11 protein-coding genes are annotated in these 15,093 nt (G+C 44.7%); 8 read left to right on the top strand and 3 right to left on the bottom strand.

The genetic code is table 11. The features are described from left to right. Window positions 1-55 precede the first annotated feature (55 nt). A complete protein-coding gene (locus FTW16_RS02785) occupies window positions 56-1,285 on the bottom strand; it encodes a hypothetical protein (protein ID WP_146489962.1) in 1,230 nt (409 codons plus the stop codon). Between the two features lie 321 nt (window positions 1,286-1,606). Between FTW16_RS02785 and FTW16_RS02780 the strand changes: the two genes are divergently transcribed. The 7 genes from FTW16_RS02780 to FTW16_RS02750 all read left to right on the top strand — a co-directional run bounded on the left by FTW16_RS02780 (window position 1,607) and on the right by FTW16_RS02750 (window position 11,339). Continuing rightward, the gene (locus FTW16_RS02780; RefSeq protein WP_146489961.1) at window positions 1,607-2,650 is read left to right on the top strand and encodes a two-component system response regulator; all 1,044 of its coding nucleotides are present in this window, start codon (window positions 1,607-1,609) and stop codon (window positions 2,648-2,650) included. Between the two features lie 32 nt (window positions 2,651-2,682). After that, window positions 2,683-6,375: a response regulator gene (locus tag FTW16_RS02775; protein ID WP_146489960.1), complete on the top strand. Its 3,693-nt coding sequence runs from the start codon at window positions 2,683-2,685 to the stop codon at window positions 6,373-6,375. Between the two features lie 282 nt (window positions 6,376-6,657). Then, window positions 6,658-7,629 carry a tripartite tricarboxylate transporter substrate binding protein gene (locus tag FTW16_RS02770; protein ID WP_017055247.1) on the top strand — a complete coding sequence of 324 codons (972 nt, stop codon included), beginning with the start codon at window positions 6,658-6,660 and terminating at the stop codon, window positions 7,627-7,629. A 247-nt stretch (window positions 7,630-7,876) separates the two neighbouring features. Next, entirely contained in the window at window positions 7,877-8,377 is a 501-nt protein-coding gene (locus FTW16_RS02765) for a tripartite tricarboxylate transporter TctB family protein (RefSeq protein ID WP_029405318.1), read from the top strand. A gap of 10 nt (window positions 8,378-8,387) precedes the next feature. Beyond that, complete coding sequence (locus FTW16_RS02760; protein ID WP_048659453.1) at window positions 8,388-9,908, top strand: tripartite tricarboxylate transporter permease; 1,521 nt, start codon at window positions 8,388-8,390, stop codon at window positions 9,906-9,908. A gap of 191 nt (window positions 9,909-10,099) precedes the next feature. Beyond that, window positions 10,100-10,858: a sulfite exporter TauE/SafE family protein gene (locus FTW16_RS02755; RefSeq protein WP_029405317.1), complete on the top strand. Its 759-nt coding sequence runs from the start codon at window positions 10,100-10,102 to the stop codon at window positions 10,856-10,858. Between the two features lie 289 nt (window positions 10,859-11,147). Next, window positions 11,148-11,339 carry a hypothetical protein gene (locus tag FTW16_RS02750; RefSeq protein WP_055318310.1) on the top strand — a complete coding sequence of 64 codons (192 nt, stop codon included), beginning with the start codon at window positions 11,148-11,150 and terminating at the stop codon, window positions 11,337-11,339. Between the two features lie 146 nt (window positions 11,340-11,485). Here the strand turns inward: FTW16_RS02750 and FTW16_RS02745 are convergent, their stop codons facing one another. Then, window positions 11,486-11,899, bottom strand: coding sequence for a VF530 family DNA-binding protein (locus FTW16_RS02745; protein WP_010438513.1), 414 nt, complete (start codon window positions 11,897-11,899; stop codon window positions 11,486-11,488). A 427-nt stretch (window positions 11,900-12,326) separates the two neighbouring features. Between FTW16_RS02745 and FTW16_RS02740 the strand changes: the two genes are divergently transcribed. Next, window positions 12,327-13,487 (top strand): HD-GYP domain-containing protein, encoded by a 1,161-nt coding sequence (locus FTW16_RS02740; RefSeq protein WP_146489959.1) that lies wholly within the window; start codon window positions 12,327-12,329, stop codon window positions 13,485-13,487. Between the two features lie 132 nt (window positions 13,488-13,619). On the opposite strand, the gene gnd is transcribed toward FTW16_RS02740, so the two are convergent. Further along, window positions 13,620-15,068: a decarboxylating NADP(+)-dependent phosphogluconate dehydrogenase gene (gnd, locus tag FTW16_RS02735; protein WP_048659456.1), complete on the bottom strand. Its 1,449-nt coding sequence runs from the start codon at window positions 15,066-15,068 to the stop codon at window positions 13,620-13,622. Window positions 15,069-15,093 lie beyond the last annotated feature (25 nt).

Below are 15,093 nucleotides of genomic sequence, written 5' to 3'. Positions count from 1 at the left end.
GATGACTAATCATCCGCATTTATTTCGATTTAACAGAAACTGATTTTCGTTATATTTATTCAGGAACCAACAGAGATTCCAAGCCACCAGCCACTGTAGCAGCGAGCGCTTTCGGTGCAAGGCTCTCTTTTACGCTTTCTTTGATCGTCGTACCATTAAAGAAGTTTTTAACCTGTTGTTTTCTTACTGCCTTAGTAAAGGCTTTTTCATCCGTTCCCGGTATAAAGTTAGGCTCACCGCGTGCAGCATTGAGTACCTGTTTCACACCTGGCTTGTTACTTTCCAATGCGATTTCACTATTGGCAATAAACGCCTTCGCCTCTTCTTGTAGCGTAGCGTAAGCACTCAGGGTCGACTTCTGGAAAGACAACTTGATAACAGAAGGATCTGTGTTCACTTTAAAACCAAACTTTCGCTTAATTCTACGCGTTAAACGAGTCTTCATGTTTGGCGGTGGTGGCGTAATGTCGGTTATAGATAAGAAGTTATATGGAGAGCTATAACACGGCATGCACACCATGTATGACGCAATCACAGGGATCTCTTCCATCTTCATTTTGAACCAGTCACGGAAGAAATTCGCACCAATAACGTCTCGCTTTTGATTAAGCATCACACACTCTTGCTTAAACTTGCGAAACTTACGTTCCATTACCCACTTGTCGTATAAGCCGCGGAAAAAATTGAAGATAGAAAGTACGGCTTTAACAATACTGGTCACCGTTGCGCCAATACCTGAGCTCGCTAGGTTAATCGCGATCACGCCACCATGCGCGAGTGCAATCATTGAATCTTGGATAGCAACAGCGCGGATCTCACCACGGATTTTGTCTATCACATCAGCGCCCACACGAGTGGTTGTCATCGAACTCAAGTGACGAGTCTTATGATTGTTTACCGCTTTACCTAAAGCGGAGTAAATTCGGCTGGCCGCCTCTTTGATATCATCAATAGCAGGTGCTAAATCTGCAAAGATCTTCTTCACCAAGCTAGGAATCATACTCAGTATTTGAGCTTTGATATCATCCATAGCGATACTGGTGATGCTCTTTGCATAATCTAAGAATTTCTCTTTGACCTGCTCGGTAATATTTTCAATCATCCCCGCGAGGCTAGTTCCACTCCCCGTCACTCCCTCCGTTATGGTACCGGTTAAACTGTCTACTTCTGTTGCAGCGGCAACTGCAATCTTAACTTTATCTACTTTAGTCACACCCACCAAATCAGCATTAGCAAACAGCGATAGCATGTCTTTCTGAATGAGGGTCAGCCCTGTATTCGGCATCGTACGTTCTCCCTGTAACAAGTCCACGATAGATTTGAAAAGTTACTTGAACGACTAAGTACCTCAGAATCATTCGGTCTTAGCTAACTGAAACCTGAACTATTCAACCTTGATCGCACTACTACACTATCCATGCAGTTATTCTTTGTTAAATAAAGGTTAACATATAAAATATCTATTTATAGAAAGGTTCACCATTATTTCCTTTTAGATTCCAAAACCAACAATTAACCCTCTTGAAATCATGCATTTCCGCCAAATTCCACTACGCTTTATCAATATAAAACATAGCAATCTGATTAAATTTTTTAGGGACGAAAAATGAATCAAATTACGACAGATAAACCGATCATTTTGGTTGTTGATGACATCCCGGACAACATTCATACCCTCTCAGGGATCCTGAACGACGACTTTAAAATTAAGGCTGCGACATCCGGAGAAAAAGCGCTAAAAATTGCTTCTACCCACCCAAAGCCTCATCTCATTCTTCTCGATATCATGATGCCTGTGATGGATGGTTATGAAGTATGCCGCCGACTTAAAAGTAACCCTGTCACTTCTGATATCCCCGTTATCTTTGTGACAGCTAAGACGGATGTGGTCGACGAACAGAAAGGCTTTGAACTCGGCGCTGTTGATTACATCACTAAACCAGTCAGCCCGCCTATTGTGAAGGCTCGCGTTGTCACGCATATCTCTCTCTATGACCAAAACTTGGCACTGTCTCGCAAGGTAAGACAGCGAACAGAAGCTCTAGCCATGAGTCGATTGGAAATAATCCGTAAGCTCGGCCGCGCCGCTGAATACAAGGACAATGAAACCGGGATGCACGTTGTAAGAATGAGTTACTACTCCAAGATTCTTGCCCAGCAGTTAGACGTCAGTGAAGAATGGGTGGAATTGCTATTCCAAGCAGCTCCGATGCACGATATTGGTAAAATCGGCATTCCTGACCGCATATTAGGTAAACCCGGTAAGCTTGATGCAGATGAATGGGCAATTATGCAAACACACGTCACCATTGGCGGGGATATTATCGGAGACAACGACTCTAAATTGCTAAAGCTCGCTCAAGAGATCTCTCTTTATCACCATGAAAAATGGGATGGCAGCGGCTACCCTCATAAGCTATCAGGCGAAGACATCCCTCTAAGCGCGCGTATTGTTGCAATAGCAGATGTATTCGATGCCCTCACCAGCGAGCGCCCATACAAGAAAGCTTGGTCGATTGAAAAAGCAATTGAATTGATACAAGAGCAAGCTGGCCATCACTTTGATCCTAACTTGGTTCCTATTTTCATTAGTAAGCTCGATGAAATGCTCACTATCAAAGACTCTTTTACTGATGAACAAAAACAGTAAGTTCGCTGGTACTTTATCAATACAGGCACTTTATGAATACTGTTTCAAGATTTGCTACTGATTCAAAATTAATCTTAACCTCTTTTCTGGTCGCAGCCATCGTTGTGTTTTCTGTCGCGGTAGGCGCTTGGATCAATCTCAACGATCGCTTCATCGGCGTCGAACAATACGCTTCCAGTACTCGCTTATTGACTTCACTCGATAAGCTCCGAGTTTATGAGTTGTCTTTCAGTAACGACTACAATGAAAAAGTCATCTCTAGCTTTGATCAAGAAGCAGAACAAACCGTGGGTCTAGCTAATGATTATGCCGACCGATATGCAGCGTCCCTTCCTATCAATTTACTCACGGAATATTTAGTTCAATTCAAGCAATATGTCGACATTGTTGAGTTGAACCAATCAACTCGAACGCTTATGGACGAGCGCTCCAATGCCGCGACAGAGTTATTGCGAGAGATGAGGGATCGACACAATCAAGCGATCAATCAAAACAATCAGAAAATTCGCGGTCTGCGACTAAACAACGAAGAACTGACCAACGTCGCACTAAAAACCAGTCAACTTGCCACTCTCGCCGTTAACATACAAAACCTTGAAAAAGAGTATTTACTCGACGGCGACCTAAAGACTCACTCGTTGGTCAAACTTGAGATGCAAAAGGCTTCACAGCTCATTTCAGAGTTGCAAGAGCAGATTTTGGATGACAAAGGACAACAACTTTTAGAGATTGTAGATAAGGCAAAAAATCGCTATTACACCAACTTAGTTCAGCTACAAGGCATACCGGCGTCTTCGAAAAAGTTAAGAGCTTCCCTTATCAATCAAGTCACCCTAAGTGGTTCTGAATTTTCGCGTTCGGTTGGGTTACTCTATCAAGCCAAGCAGAGCCAAGTCGCGGAACTGAGTCATCTCGTTTCTCAATCTCAAGCAGAACTCTCTTCCCAATTGCTCATAGGGCAAGACCTACTGGCGATTCGCACGCTACTAAGTCGTTCAAATCGATTCAACCGAGATTTTCTGCTCGCAAATTCAAAGGAACAGAAGCTCATCGCTGACAAAGTGTCACATGTAATTAATGAGATGCAATCCAAATCTAGCAACGCGCAGCGACTTATTACCTTGTACGCACCAAACGTAAAAATTACTGCCTTTGACGAGCATATCAGCGTTTATGAGTCGCAATTTATGGAGTTAGTCAGTTCAGAGATGCGAGGTCACCAACTACTCACAGCGATGGATGAGAGCTTCTTAAAATTTAGAGATTTCGTATCCCAACGTCACCTTTCAGAAAGCGTCAATGTAAAAGACTCTTCTAGCGTGACGTTCCATTTAGCCATCGGTGGGATGATTTTCTTTGTGATTATTTTGTTGATGGGCTTGCTCGCTAACAAAGCGCATTCTGCTTTAGAAACTTTCGCACACAGTCTAGCTGCAGCAAGAGATGAAGCCGATGCCGCAAACCAAGCAAAATCTGACTTCCTCGCTAACATGAGCCATGAAATCCGAACCCCAATGAATGCCATCATCGGCATGAGTTATCTGGCATTAAAAACCGATTTAACCAAGGCGCAGCGTAACTACATTCACAAAGTGAAGCTCTCTTCCGATACCCTACTCGGGTTAATCAATGACATTCTCGACTTCTCGAAAATTGAAGCTGGAAAACTCGACATTGAGAAAGTGGACTTCCAACTTGAAAATGTACTCGACAATATTACTAACTTGGTTGGCTTACGAGCCTCAGAACGCGACCTAGAGCTGCTCATTCAAGTCGACAGAGACGTGCCGACTAACCTGGTTGGGGATCCGTTAAGAATTGGGCAAATATTGATTAATCTAAGTAACAATGCTGTCAAATTCACAGAGAAAGGCGAAGTAAAGATCTCTATCTCAGTTGCTGAAAGACAAGGCGACGACATCAAGTTGAACTTTGCCGTCTCAGACAGTGGTATTGGTATGACGCAAGAGCAAGCCGCCAAATTATTCAACAAGTTCACTCAAGCCGATAGCTCAACCACGCGAAAATACGGTGGGACAGGCTTGGGCCTCGCCATTAGTAAAGAACTAAGCCAACTGATGGGCGGCGATATTCATGTCTCAACGGAGCTTGGTAAAGGCTCAACCTTTTCATTTACGATTGCCACTCGCGTCAGTCATTCTATCCAGCAGCATCGTGTAGTAGTGCCTGCATCGATTAACAACTTGAAAGTGTTGGTCGTCGATGACAACTCCAGCGCACGCTTGATCATTGGTGACATTCTAGAGTCGTTGAAGCTAACACCAACACTAAGTTCATCGGTAGATGACGCTCTTGTCGAGTTACATACCGCTGACGCTCAGAACAAGCCATTTGATTTGGTTATCTCCGACTGGAAGATGCCTAAGCGAGACGGCGTAGACTTATTAGCAGAGATCAACAATGAGCAGCAGCTAAACACAACGCCTAAGATCATGATGCTGACCGCTTACGATCGAGAAGAGCTTGCAGAAGCGATTGATCAAAGGGGCTTTCAAATACCAAGTATTCTGGACAAACCAATTACCCCCTCTCACCTCTATGACTCTATTGTCTCACTCTATGGACTCGATTCAGAACGCGTCTCACGCAGTGAACTTGAGCAGCAAACCCAGTTAGCCAACGTTCAGCACCTTGCCGGAGCCAAATTACTCTTAGTTGAAGACAATGAAATCAACCAAGAACTCGCGACTGAGCTATTAGAAGGACAGAAAATTCGGGTTTCAGTAGCTGAAAATGGCAAACTCGCGATTGAGCTTTATCAACAAGCCATTGTAGACGGACAACCGTTCGATGGTATTTTGATGGATTGCCAAATGCCGGTGATGGATGGTTATGAAGCAACAGAGTACATTCGTCAGCAGATCAACGATCAAGAAATACCGATCATCGCGATGACAGCTAATGTCATGGAGCGAGACAAGGAAAAGGCGCTCGGTTGTGGCATGAGTGACATTATTGCTAAACCTATAGATGTCGGTTCAATGTTTGCCACTCTCGCGAGTTGGGTGTCACCTTCCCGTCCCATTGCGTTTGTTAACCCAATATCACACCAAGAAGAATCCGTGAACTCTAGCTCTAACGAGTCAGAAGACAGTAGTGCCTTTAATACAGCGCTTTCTAAAGTTGAGGGGCTAGACATTACGCTTGGCTTAATCAGAGCCAACAATAATCACCAACTGTATAGCAAGCTTTTACACCGATTTGTCGAGGCCTATTCTGACAGAGATAAGCTACAAAGCGAGCTAGCAAGCGGCAGTGCACCGCGCTACCTTCACACACTGAAAGGGGTGGCAGGCAATTTAGGGGCGAAACAACTGCATACGTTGTGTGAAAACCTAGAAGCACAGCCAGACGATACCAATTTGAAAGGCAGTGTGATCAGCACATCGCTAGAACTAAGCCAATCACTAAGCGAAGCATTCTCTCAAATTGAAGGATCAAAAGACTCAATAGCGACCAGTTCTAGCAAATCAGCAGAGAGCTCTGAACAGCAGCAATCGACTACTGATCAGCAACTCTACCGCCAATTATTGGAGGCAACGGCGAATGATGACACCGATGCACTCACCATAATTCTTAATATTGAAGATGGCGCTAAAATTGGATTATCCTCTTCAGAATTCAAGCGACTGGAAGTTTCTTTGGAAGAGTTTGATTTTGACAAGGCAACTGAGATCTTGAAAGGCTCGACCTTACCCAGATAAGCTTATGATAAATAAAAGAATTCATTACAAACATTCCAAATTTTATAGAGAGCCCGACATGGCTCTCTTTTTTCGCCTTCGCATAACACCCCGCCGTGAACTTTATGAACAATATTAATCCAATGTTCTTTATTCTCAATATCGCCGCATTACAGACATTTCATTAACACATCGTTAACTTTAACCTCATCTACTAAACACCCGATTCGTGTATTTAGTAGCTGGATATAAAACATAAGTTTCTCTCCATTGAAGAGATCCCCTACATAAGGAACGTGAACCATGTTCAAGGCACTGAAACCTACTCTTGCGGCTTCTATCATCGCAGCAACCTTTTCTTTTAACACTTTTGCTGCTGACGTAGAGAAAATCCACTTCCTAATCCCTGGCGGCGCTGGCGGCGGTTGGGATATGACAGCTCGTGGCACGGGTGATGTATTAGTGAAATCCGACATCGTAGAAAATGTCTCTTTCCAAAACCTATCTGGTGGTGGCGGCGGTAAAGCCATTGCACACCTAATCGAGACGGCTCAACGTCAAGAAGACACGCTGATGGTGAACTCAACACCTATCGTAGTGCGCTCGCTGACCGGTATCTTCCCTCAGTCTTTCCGTGACCTAACTCCGGTAGCAGCAACCATTGCCGATTACGGTGCAATCGTCGCGTCTGCGGATTCTAAGTACAACACTTGGGAAGATGTAGTTAAAGAATTCGAAACCAACCCACGTAAAGTGAAAATTGCTGGCGGTTCAGCTCGTGGCAGCATGGACCACCTTGTGGTTGCTGCAGCATTCAAAGGCGAAGGTTTTGATGCAAAGAAAGTTCGTTACATTGCCTACGATGCTGGTGGTAAAGCGATGGCGGCATTGCTTTCTGGCGAAACACAGCTGCTTTCAACGGGCCTTGGTGAAGTACTAGAGATGTCTAAATCTGGCCAAGTAAAAGTGCTTGCTGTGACGGCTCCAAAGCGTCTTGACGCTGCGCCTAACATCCCAACACTGACTGAATACGGCAACGAGACAGTATTTGCTAACTGGCGTGGTTTCTTCGCGGCACCGGGTACAAGTCAAGCGAAAATCGACGAGTGGAACGAAGCGCTTGGCAAAATGTACAAAACCGATGAGTGGCAAGTGGTTCGTGACCGTAACGGTTGGATCGACAACTACAAAGCTGACAAAGATTTTTACGCCTTCCTAGAAGACCAAGAAAAACAGATGGGCGACCTAATGCGTGAGCTTGGTTTCTTGAAATAACCAACAATCATAGAGGGTCTTTGTGCCCTCTTACTCTTTCCTGTTTCGCCGTACATGGGTTAACTAAAACTCCTTTGTTTATTCGTAGCGTATTGCTAAAGCTTGCTGATTCGTTGTAGATGCAAGTGGCTTACTTTATCCAAGCCATGTCATTCGCTCACCTTTAGTTAGTGATCCCAGACATTCTTCATTAACTCGCTCATGTACGGCTTTTTTACTTTTTACACCACCCCAAATGGAGTTGGACATGTCGGACTTACCAACCAAATTTCTGAGTAAGGAATCTTTGCTTTCGAAGGATCGCATCGGAGCCATGATCTTTATGCTGGCGTGCTTGTGCTATGGCTACCAAACCACGCTGATCCCTTTGTTTCCCGGCGACGAGTACGAACCCTTCACAGCAAGAACCTTACCTACCCTGTTGACGTTTATCGGCATTGGCCTTTCGTTGATCCTGCTGATAACAGGACAACCGGATAAGAAAGTCATATGCGACACAACGCCGCTGAACTGGAAACTGCTGATTGGCTTCTTGGTGTTAATGGCGCTGTACGGTATTGGGCTGACTTATCTTGGCTTTGTTCTAGCAACCAGCTTCTTCTTACTTGCAGGCTTTTACCTACTGGGTGAGCGTCGTAAAGCTGTTTTATTTGGCGCGTCGTTTCCTTTCGTTATCGCGTTCTTTCTTCTTTTAACTCAAGGCTTAGATATCTACCTAGAGCCTGGTTTAATCTTCACTCTTTGGTAGGGACAACATTATGTTAGACGGAATTTTACAAGGACTTTCGACCGCCGTGATGCCAATGAACATCATGATGGTCATCGTGGGCTGTTTCGTTGGTACCTTCATCGGTATGCTTCCAGGATTAGGTCCAATTTCAGCCATTGCTCTGATGATTCCTATCACTTATGGCCTAGACCCTTCTTCAGGCTTAATCTTGATGGCTGGTGTGTACTACGGCGCTGTATTTGGTGGCTCAACGTCATCAATCTTAATCAATGCTCCGGGTTGTTCTTCAACGGTAGTAACCGCGTTTGACGGCTACCCGATGGCTCAAAAAGGTCAAGCAGGTAAAGCACTTGCACTCGCGGCTTACTCTTCTTTTACTGGCGGCACACTTTCAGCAATTATGCTTTTGATTGCAGCGCCGGCTCTAGCGAGCGTATCACTGAGCTTCCAGTCTTCTGACTACTTTGCACTGATGCTACTAGGTTTATCCGCTGTAGCGGCGTTTGCAGGCCCAGGACAGGTTATCAAGGCGTGGATGATGACTATCTTAGGCTTAATGCTTTCAACCGTAGGTATCGACAAAGGCGTTGGTGTTGAACGTTTCACATTCGGCCTAACAGATCTAATGGATGGCTTCAGCTTCCTATTGCTGGCTATGGCGACGTTCGCACTGGGTGAAACCTTAATGGGCATTCTTAAGCCTGAGCAAGACAACAGCGCTGAAGAAAGCCAAAAGATGTCTGATATCGGCAGCATGAAGGTCACCAAAGAAGAGTTCAAAGAAGTCGCGCCGGTGTCGATTCGCTCCTCTATTCTCGGTTTTTTTACTGGTGTTCTACCGGGCGCAGGTGCCACTATTGCGGCATTCCTAAGTTACGGTATGGAGCGTAGCCTAGCGCCAAAAGACAAACAGAAAGAGTTCGGCAAAGGCAGCATTCGTGGTCTTGTTGCTCCAGAATCGGCAAACAACGCAGCATCAAGTGGTTCATTCGTTCCGTTACTAACGCTGGGTATTCCGGGCTCTGGTACAACGGCTATCATGCTGGGTGCATTAATCGCTTACGGTATTCAACCGGGCCCGCGCCTGTTCGTTGAACACCCAGATGTATTCTGGTCGGTGATTATCTCTATGTACTTTGGCAACATCGTACTGGTTATCTTGAACCTGCCTTTGATCCCATACATTTCTAAGCTGTTAGCGGTACCAAGAACGGTTCTACTGCCAATGATCATCTTCTTCTCAATCACAGGTGTGTACTTGGTGTCTTTCAACACGATGGACATATTTGTGATGCTGCTGGTTGCGATGGCAGCAATAGCACTAAGGCTAGCCAGCTTCCCATTGGCACCACTGCTGTTAGGCTTCATCTTGGGCGGTTTGATGGAAGAGAACTTGAGACGCGCATTAATGATCAGCGATGGTGAACTCAGCTTCCTATGGGAACGCCCAATTACCATGACCTTCACAATTCTGGCGGTATTAGTTCTGTCTAGCCCGATTCTAGTTAAGCTATTCAAGAGCTTTAGAGCAAAGCCAGTAGAAGTGTAATACTCTGCTAAATCAACTAAACCTCAACAAAAGGAGCTATTGGCTCCTTTTTCATTTAGAGCCTCTATTCGAACCAACGATTAAAGATGGTAGCAAACTCACAAACCTATCTTTACAACACACATGGCGCTGATATTCATAACAAATTCAAGTAAGGTAACCAATTAGTTAACGTATTGGATTCTAAAACTATGGATTGGTTGATTCTATTCTTATCAGGCGTGATTGGCGGTGTGCTTAACTCCATTGCGGGTGGCGGCAGCTTTATCACCTTCCCTGCTCTATTATTTGCTGGCGTTCCACCAATAGCAGCCAACGCGACCAATACCTTTGCTTCGTGTGCTGGATACATTAGCGGAGCCTACGCTCTGCGCCACGAAATTCAATCTGGTACTAAGCAACTAAAGTTGACCATTGCTCTATGTGTAATTGGCGGTGGTATCGGGGCCGTCTTGCTACTTCACACACCAGAAGCTCTGTTCACTCAATCCGTTCCTTGGCTACTGCTGTTTGCGGCTCTGCTATTCACGTTTGGCGGCACGCTTAATAAATGGCTTAAGCAAGCTACAGCCAAGCATAAGCACGCCACCAGCGCAGGCGCATTCTTTTCCGCTTTATTGCTTTTGATTGTCTGTATCTACGGTGGGTATTTTAATGCAGGTTTGGGCATTGTGACATTGAGCTATTTGGCGCTTGCTGGTTACACCAACATCAACGTGATGAATGGCATCAAACTGCTCGTGTCCGCATGTGCTTCCCTCGCTGCGATCGTGTTTTTTATCGTCAATGGTTCGATTGATTGGCCGTCTGGCATGGCTGTATTATTGGGTACATTGGTTGGTGGTTATTATTCAGCAAAAATCTCTCGCCGCATCCCTCAACAGTATGTTCGTAACACAGTGATCATCGCGAGCTTTTTGATCACCGCTTACTTTTTCTATACCAACTAGGTTTCATGCTGAGTAGGTTCTATACCAGCTAGGTTTATGCTAACTCAGTTTTAAACTAACTAGACATTCGGTTCAATAAGGCTTTCAACATGAAAGATAGACCGAACAGACTACCCTCTTCTCATACCTATTTTGTTATTTTGTTGCTTATAAAATAGCCAGCCCAAAATATGTGAGACGAGTCCTTCAATTAGCAAATTTGATAACAATTTAGACTGTTTTTTAGCCTTTACTTTGCCAAAGGTGGGATAATTCTCCTGTCGAAAGTGAGACTTCATTAGGAGGCGTTATGAACACTAAACTCGGTCATGTCATGTCATCAAGTCGACTCATTTGCTTTGTCGCTTTTCTTGCTGCCACATTCGCGTGGATCCTAAAAATGCCCGCTCTGTTTTCTGTGTCAGCGCTATTCTTACTGGTCAGTGCGATCGTTTATCTGACCGATCTTTGGAAGAATCAAAGAAAGAACCGCGAAGCTTAGCCATTTACGGTTTAAATCGAATGAATTAAAAAAGGAGCTCATAGGCTCCTTTTGTGTTTTTCGCTTATCTACTTAGGTGTATTAGTTAACAACACCTAATAACGACGCTTTGTTAACGACGCCCTTTTACTAGCGACGCCTTTCTATTAACGACGAAAGTTACGACCGTTACCGCCGCGGCGCTCTTTAAATGCAGACGCAGCTTTAGCTTGTGAAGCGTGGATAGACTCTACCGTCAATTCCATTGGTTCGCGAGGCTCTAGCCCATGGCGGAATGTACGTGAACGCGGAGGCATTTGGTATTCAATGTCCGACGCTTTAGGCATACGCTTGAAACGGTAAAGATAGAAGTTCTCAACCTTCTCACGAGCCCATTCCGTTTTCTTCAGATATTTAACAGCACTTGCCACAGTCGGCTTAGTGTTAAAGCAGTTCATACGCATTGCCGCATCTAAAATTTCCCAACCATAATGATCCACTAATTCAGTGATCATGGTTTCAAGCTTTAAGCCATGTAGCGGGTTATTTTGTTGCAGTTCGATTCTTTCTTCTTCAGTCATAACATTACCTTTTTCAAGGCAACTAAAGGCCTTGAATTTACTCTAGAACACCGTCATCACTGACCATTTCTAGCTCAATCACTTGGGCATTACATCCATTGCCCTTATTTATGCCTTTATGATGGCATAAAGCATACTCGTTATCCTATTTATCTTTGAAATTAATTTCGAATTGGTCACTTAACACCCTACCTTAGCTCGCTATACAGACTAGACATTCTGCGAACAAAACTCCCCCTTAAAGATTATGAAACTGGTTTAACTTAACAAAACTTGTGGTAACCGTATGCAAAAGCCATATATTTAGTGATGTTATTAAAATTTTTCAGTACGCAGTGTTACATCTTAATAACACAGTGTTATGGTTTTATTGAATATCGAAACGGTAAAAGACCGCATTAAACAATGACATAATTATAAGTAAAGGTTGGCTTGCCACATGTTTGACTACTCCCATTTCAGTAGAGCAGCAGCCCAAGACAAGGACATCGTCGCCATAGTCGATGATCTCTTCCAGCTAGCTCGCGAACACTACCCCATATTATCTCGGCTATCCGTGGTGCTGTGCAGTGAAAATAAAGCATCCAACTATTTTGTTTCAGATTCACTGTGCCAAAACGCTAAGCATCACTACATCGAACAAGAGATCAAACCCAACTCTGCTTTGAGTCGTCTGGCTGAATCATTAGAAACAAGAATTGTTGATGACCTCTCTTTGATGAATCCGACTAAGCAAATCTCTCATCTACTCGAGCTTGGTCACCAAAGTAGCTATACCACTCCAATCCACTACCAAGAGAGTAACCTCGGGTTCGTTTTCATCAACGCATCATGCACTGACTTTTTTGCTACGCAGACAATACAAAGTGACATCGCGTACCTCACTCAAGCGATTTCGAACCTGTTTGTGCAACTCTTCGAACGTCAGAGACATTTTCAGTCCTCATTAGCAATCGCCCTAAACATGGGGCACGCACGTGATCCTGAAACCAAGGAGCATCTGATTCGCATGGGAAAATACAGCGAGCAGCTCGCACGTACGCTTTCGCACAGTAACAATGAGATTACCCACCAATTCGTTCACCGCATTCGCTTATATGCCCCATTTCACGACATAGGTAAGTACCGAATCCCAGACAAAGTGCTCTTCAGTACTGAGCGTTTTTCGGAAGAAGAAAGAAACATCATGAACAATCACACGATATATGGCGAAGAGATGATTGATGACGTGGTTGCCCTTTCCCACCACAGCTCAATGTGTAACGAAGAAGTTCAGTTCATCAAGAATATTGTACGTCACCATCATGAACGGTTTGATGGCTCTGGGTTGCCAGATGCGCTCATTGGAGAAGCTATTCCACTAGAGGCAAGAATTGTCACGCTAGCGGATGTGTTCGATGCTTTACTGAGTAAACGAGCTTACAAACACGCATGGTCAGCATCTAAGGTAATGGACTACATTGAAGCGCATACAGGGCTGATGTTTGATCCAGAGTGTGTGTCTGCACTGAAGCACAACCTAGATGACTTCATGTCGATACGAGAGCAATACAATGATGTGCAAAGTCCACAAGCTGCGCTCGCTTAACGGGTTGTATTAAATTTACTGTACGTGACTCTCTTTCAGAACCTACAAAAAAGGATGCCAATCGGCATCCTTTTGTTTTCTAGTTTACAGCTGATAAGAACAACAAGGTTCTTAACTGATTCTAACTAACGATTATACGTCGTAAGTTGTAGAAGCAGTGTCGCCGCCTGTACCAGTCCAGTTTGTGTGGAAGAATTCACCACGTGGACGGTCAGTGCGCTCGTAAGTGTGAGCACCGAAGTAGTCACGTTGAGCTTGAAGCAGGTTCGCTGGTAGACGTGCAGTTGTGTAACCGTCTAGGAAAGATAGCGCAGAAATCGTACATGGCATTGGGATACCAGACTCTAGAGATTTCGCTGCTACTTTACGCCATGCTACTAGGCTGCCTTGTAGGATGTTTTTGAAGTACTCGTCAGAACCCAGGAACGCGATGTCTGGGTTTGCTTCGTACGCATCACGAATGTTGCCTAGGAATGCAGAACGGATGATACAACCACCACGCCACATTAGCGCTACGTTACCGTAGTTTAGGTCCCAGCCGTTTTCGTTCGATGCTTCACGCATTAGCATGAAGCCTTGAGCGTAAGAGATGATCTTAGAAGCCAGTAGAGCTTGACGTAGTGCATCAACCCACTCTTGCTTGTCGCCTTCAACTGGAGTGATTGTCTTCTCAAACAAAGCTTCAGCTTCAACACGTTGGTCTTTAAGAGCAGACAGGCAACGAGAGAATACAGACTCAGAGATTAGAGTCAGTGGGATACCTAGGTCTAGTGCGTTGATACCAGTCCACTTACCCGTACCTTTTTGGCCTGCAGTATCTAGGATCTTCTCAACTAACGCTTCACCGTCTTCATCTTTGTAGCCAAGGATGTCAGCAGTGATTTCAACTAGGTAGCTGTCTAGCTCAGTCTTGTTCCAGTCAGCGAATACCGCTTGCATCTCGTCAGCAGACATACCTAGGCCATCTTTCATGAACTGGTATGCTTCAGTGATAAGCTGCATGTCACCGTATTCGATGCCGTTGTGTACCATCTTAACGAAGTGACCAGCACCGTCGTTACCAACCCAGTCACAACAAGGCTCACCAGCGTCAGTTTTTGCAGAGATACCTTGGAAGATTGGCTTAACCGCTTCCCAAGCTTCAGCCGCGCCGCCTGGCATGATTGAAGGACCGAAACGAGCACCTTCTTCACCACCAGATACACCAGTACCGATGAAGTGGATGCCTTTCTCACGACAATGCGCTACACGACGGTTAGTGTCTGGGTAGTTAGTGTTACCACCATCAATGATGATGTCGCCTTCGTCTAGAAGTGGGATTAGGTTTTCGATGAACGTGTCTACAACGTCACCAGCACGAACCATAAGCATCACTTTACGTGGTGTTTCTAGTTTCTCAACTAGCTCTTCTAAAGAGTAAGCACCAACAATGTTAGTACCTTTAGCTGGACCTTCTAGGAACTCGTCTACTTTAGCAGCAGTACGGTTATGAGCCACCACTTTGAAGCCGTGGTCGTTCATGTTTAGGATAAGGTTCTGACCCATTACTGCTAGGCCAATTACACCGATATCACCTTTCATTATTTTATCTCCTTGCGGCTATTCG

The sequence above is a fragment of the Vibrio sp. T20 genome (genome assembly GCF_007858795.1).
GTDB lineage: Bacteria > Pseudomonadota > Gammaproteobacteria > Enterobacterales > Vibrionaceae > Vibrio > Vibrio satsumensis.
The sequence above is the reverse complement of the archived record's forward strand: the minus strand, read 5'-3'. Positions and strand labels throughout refer to the sequence as shown.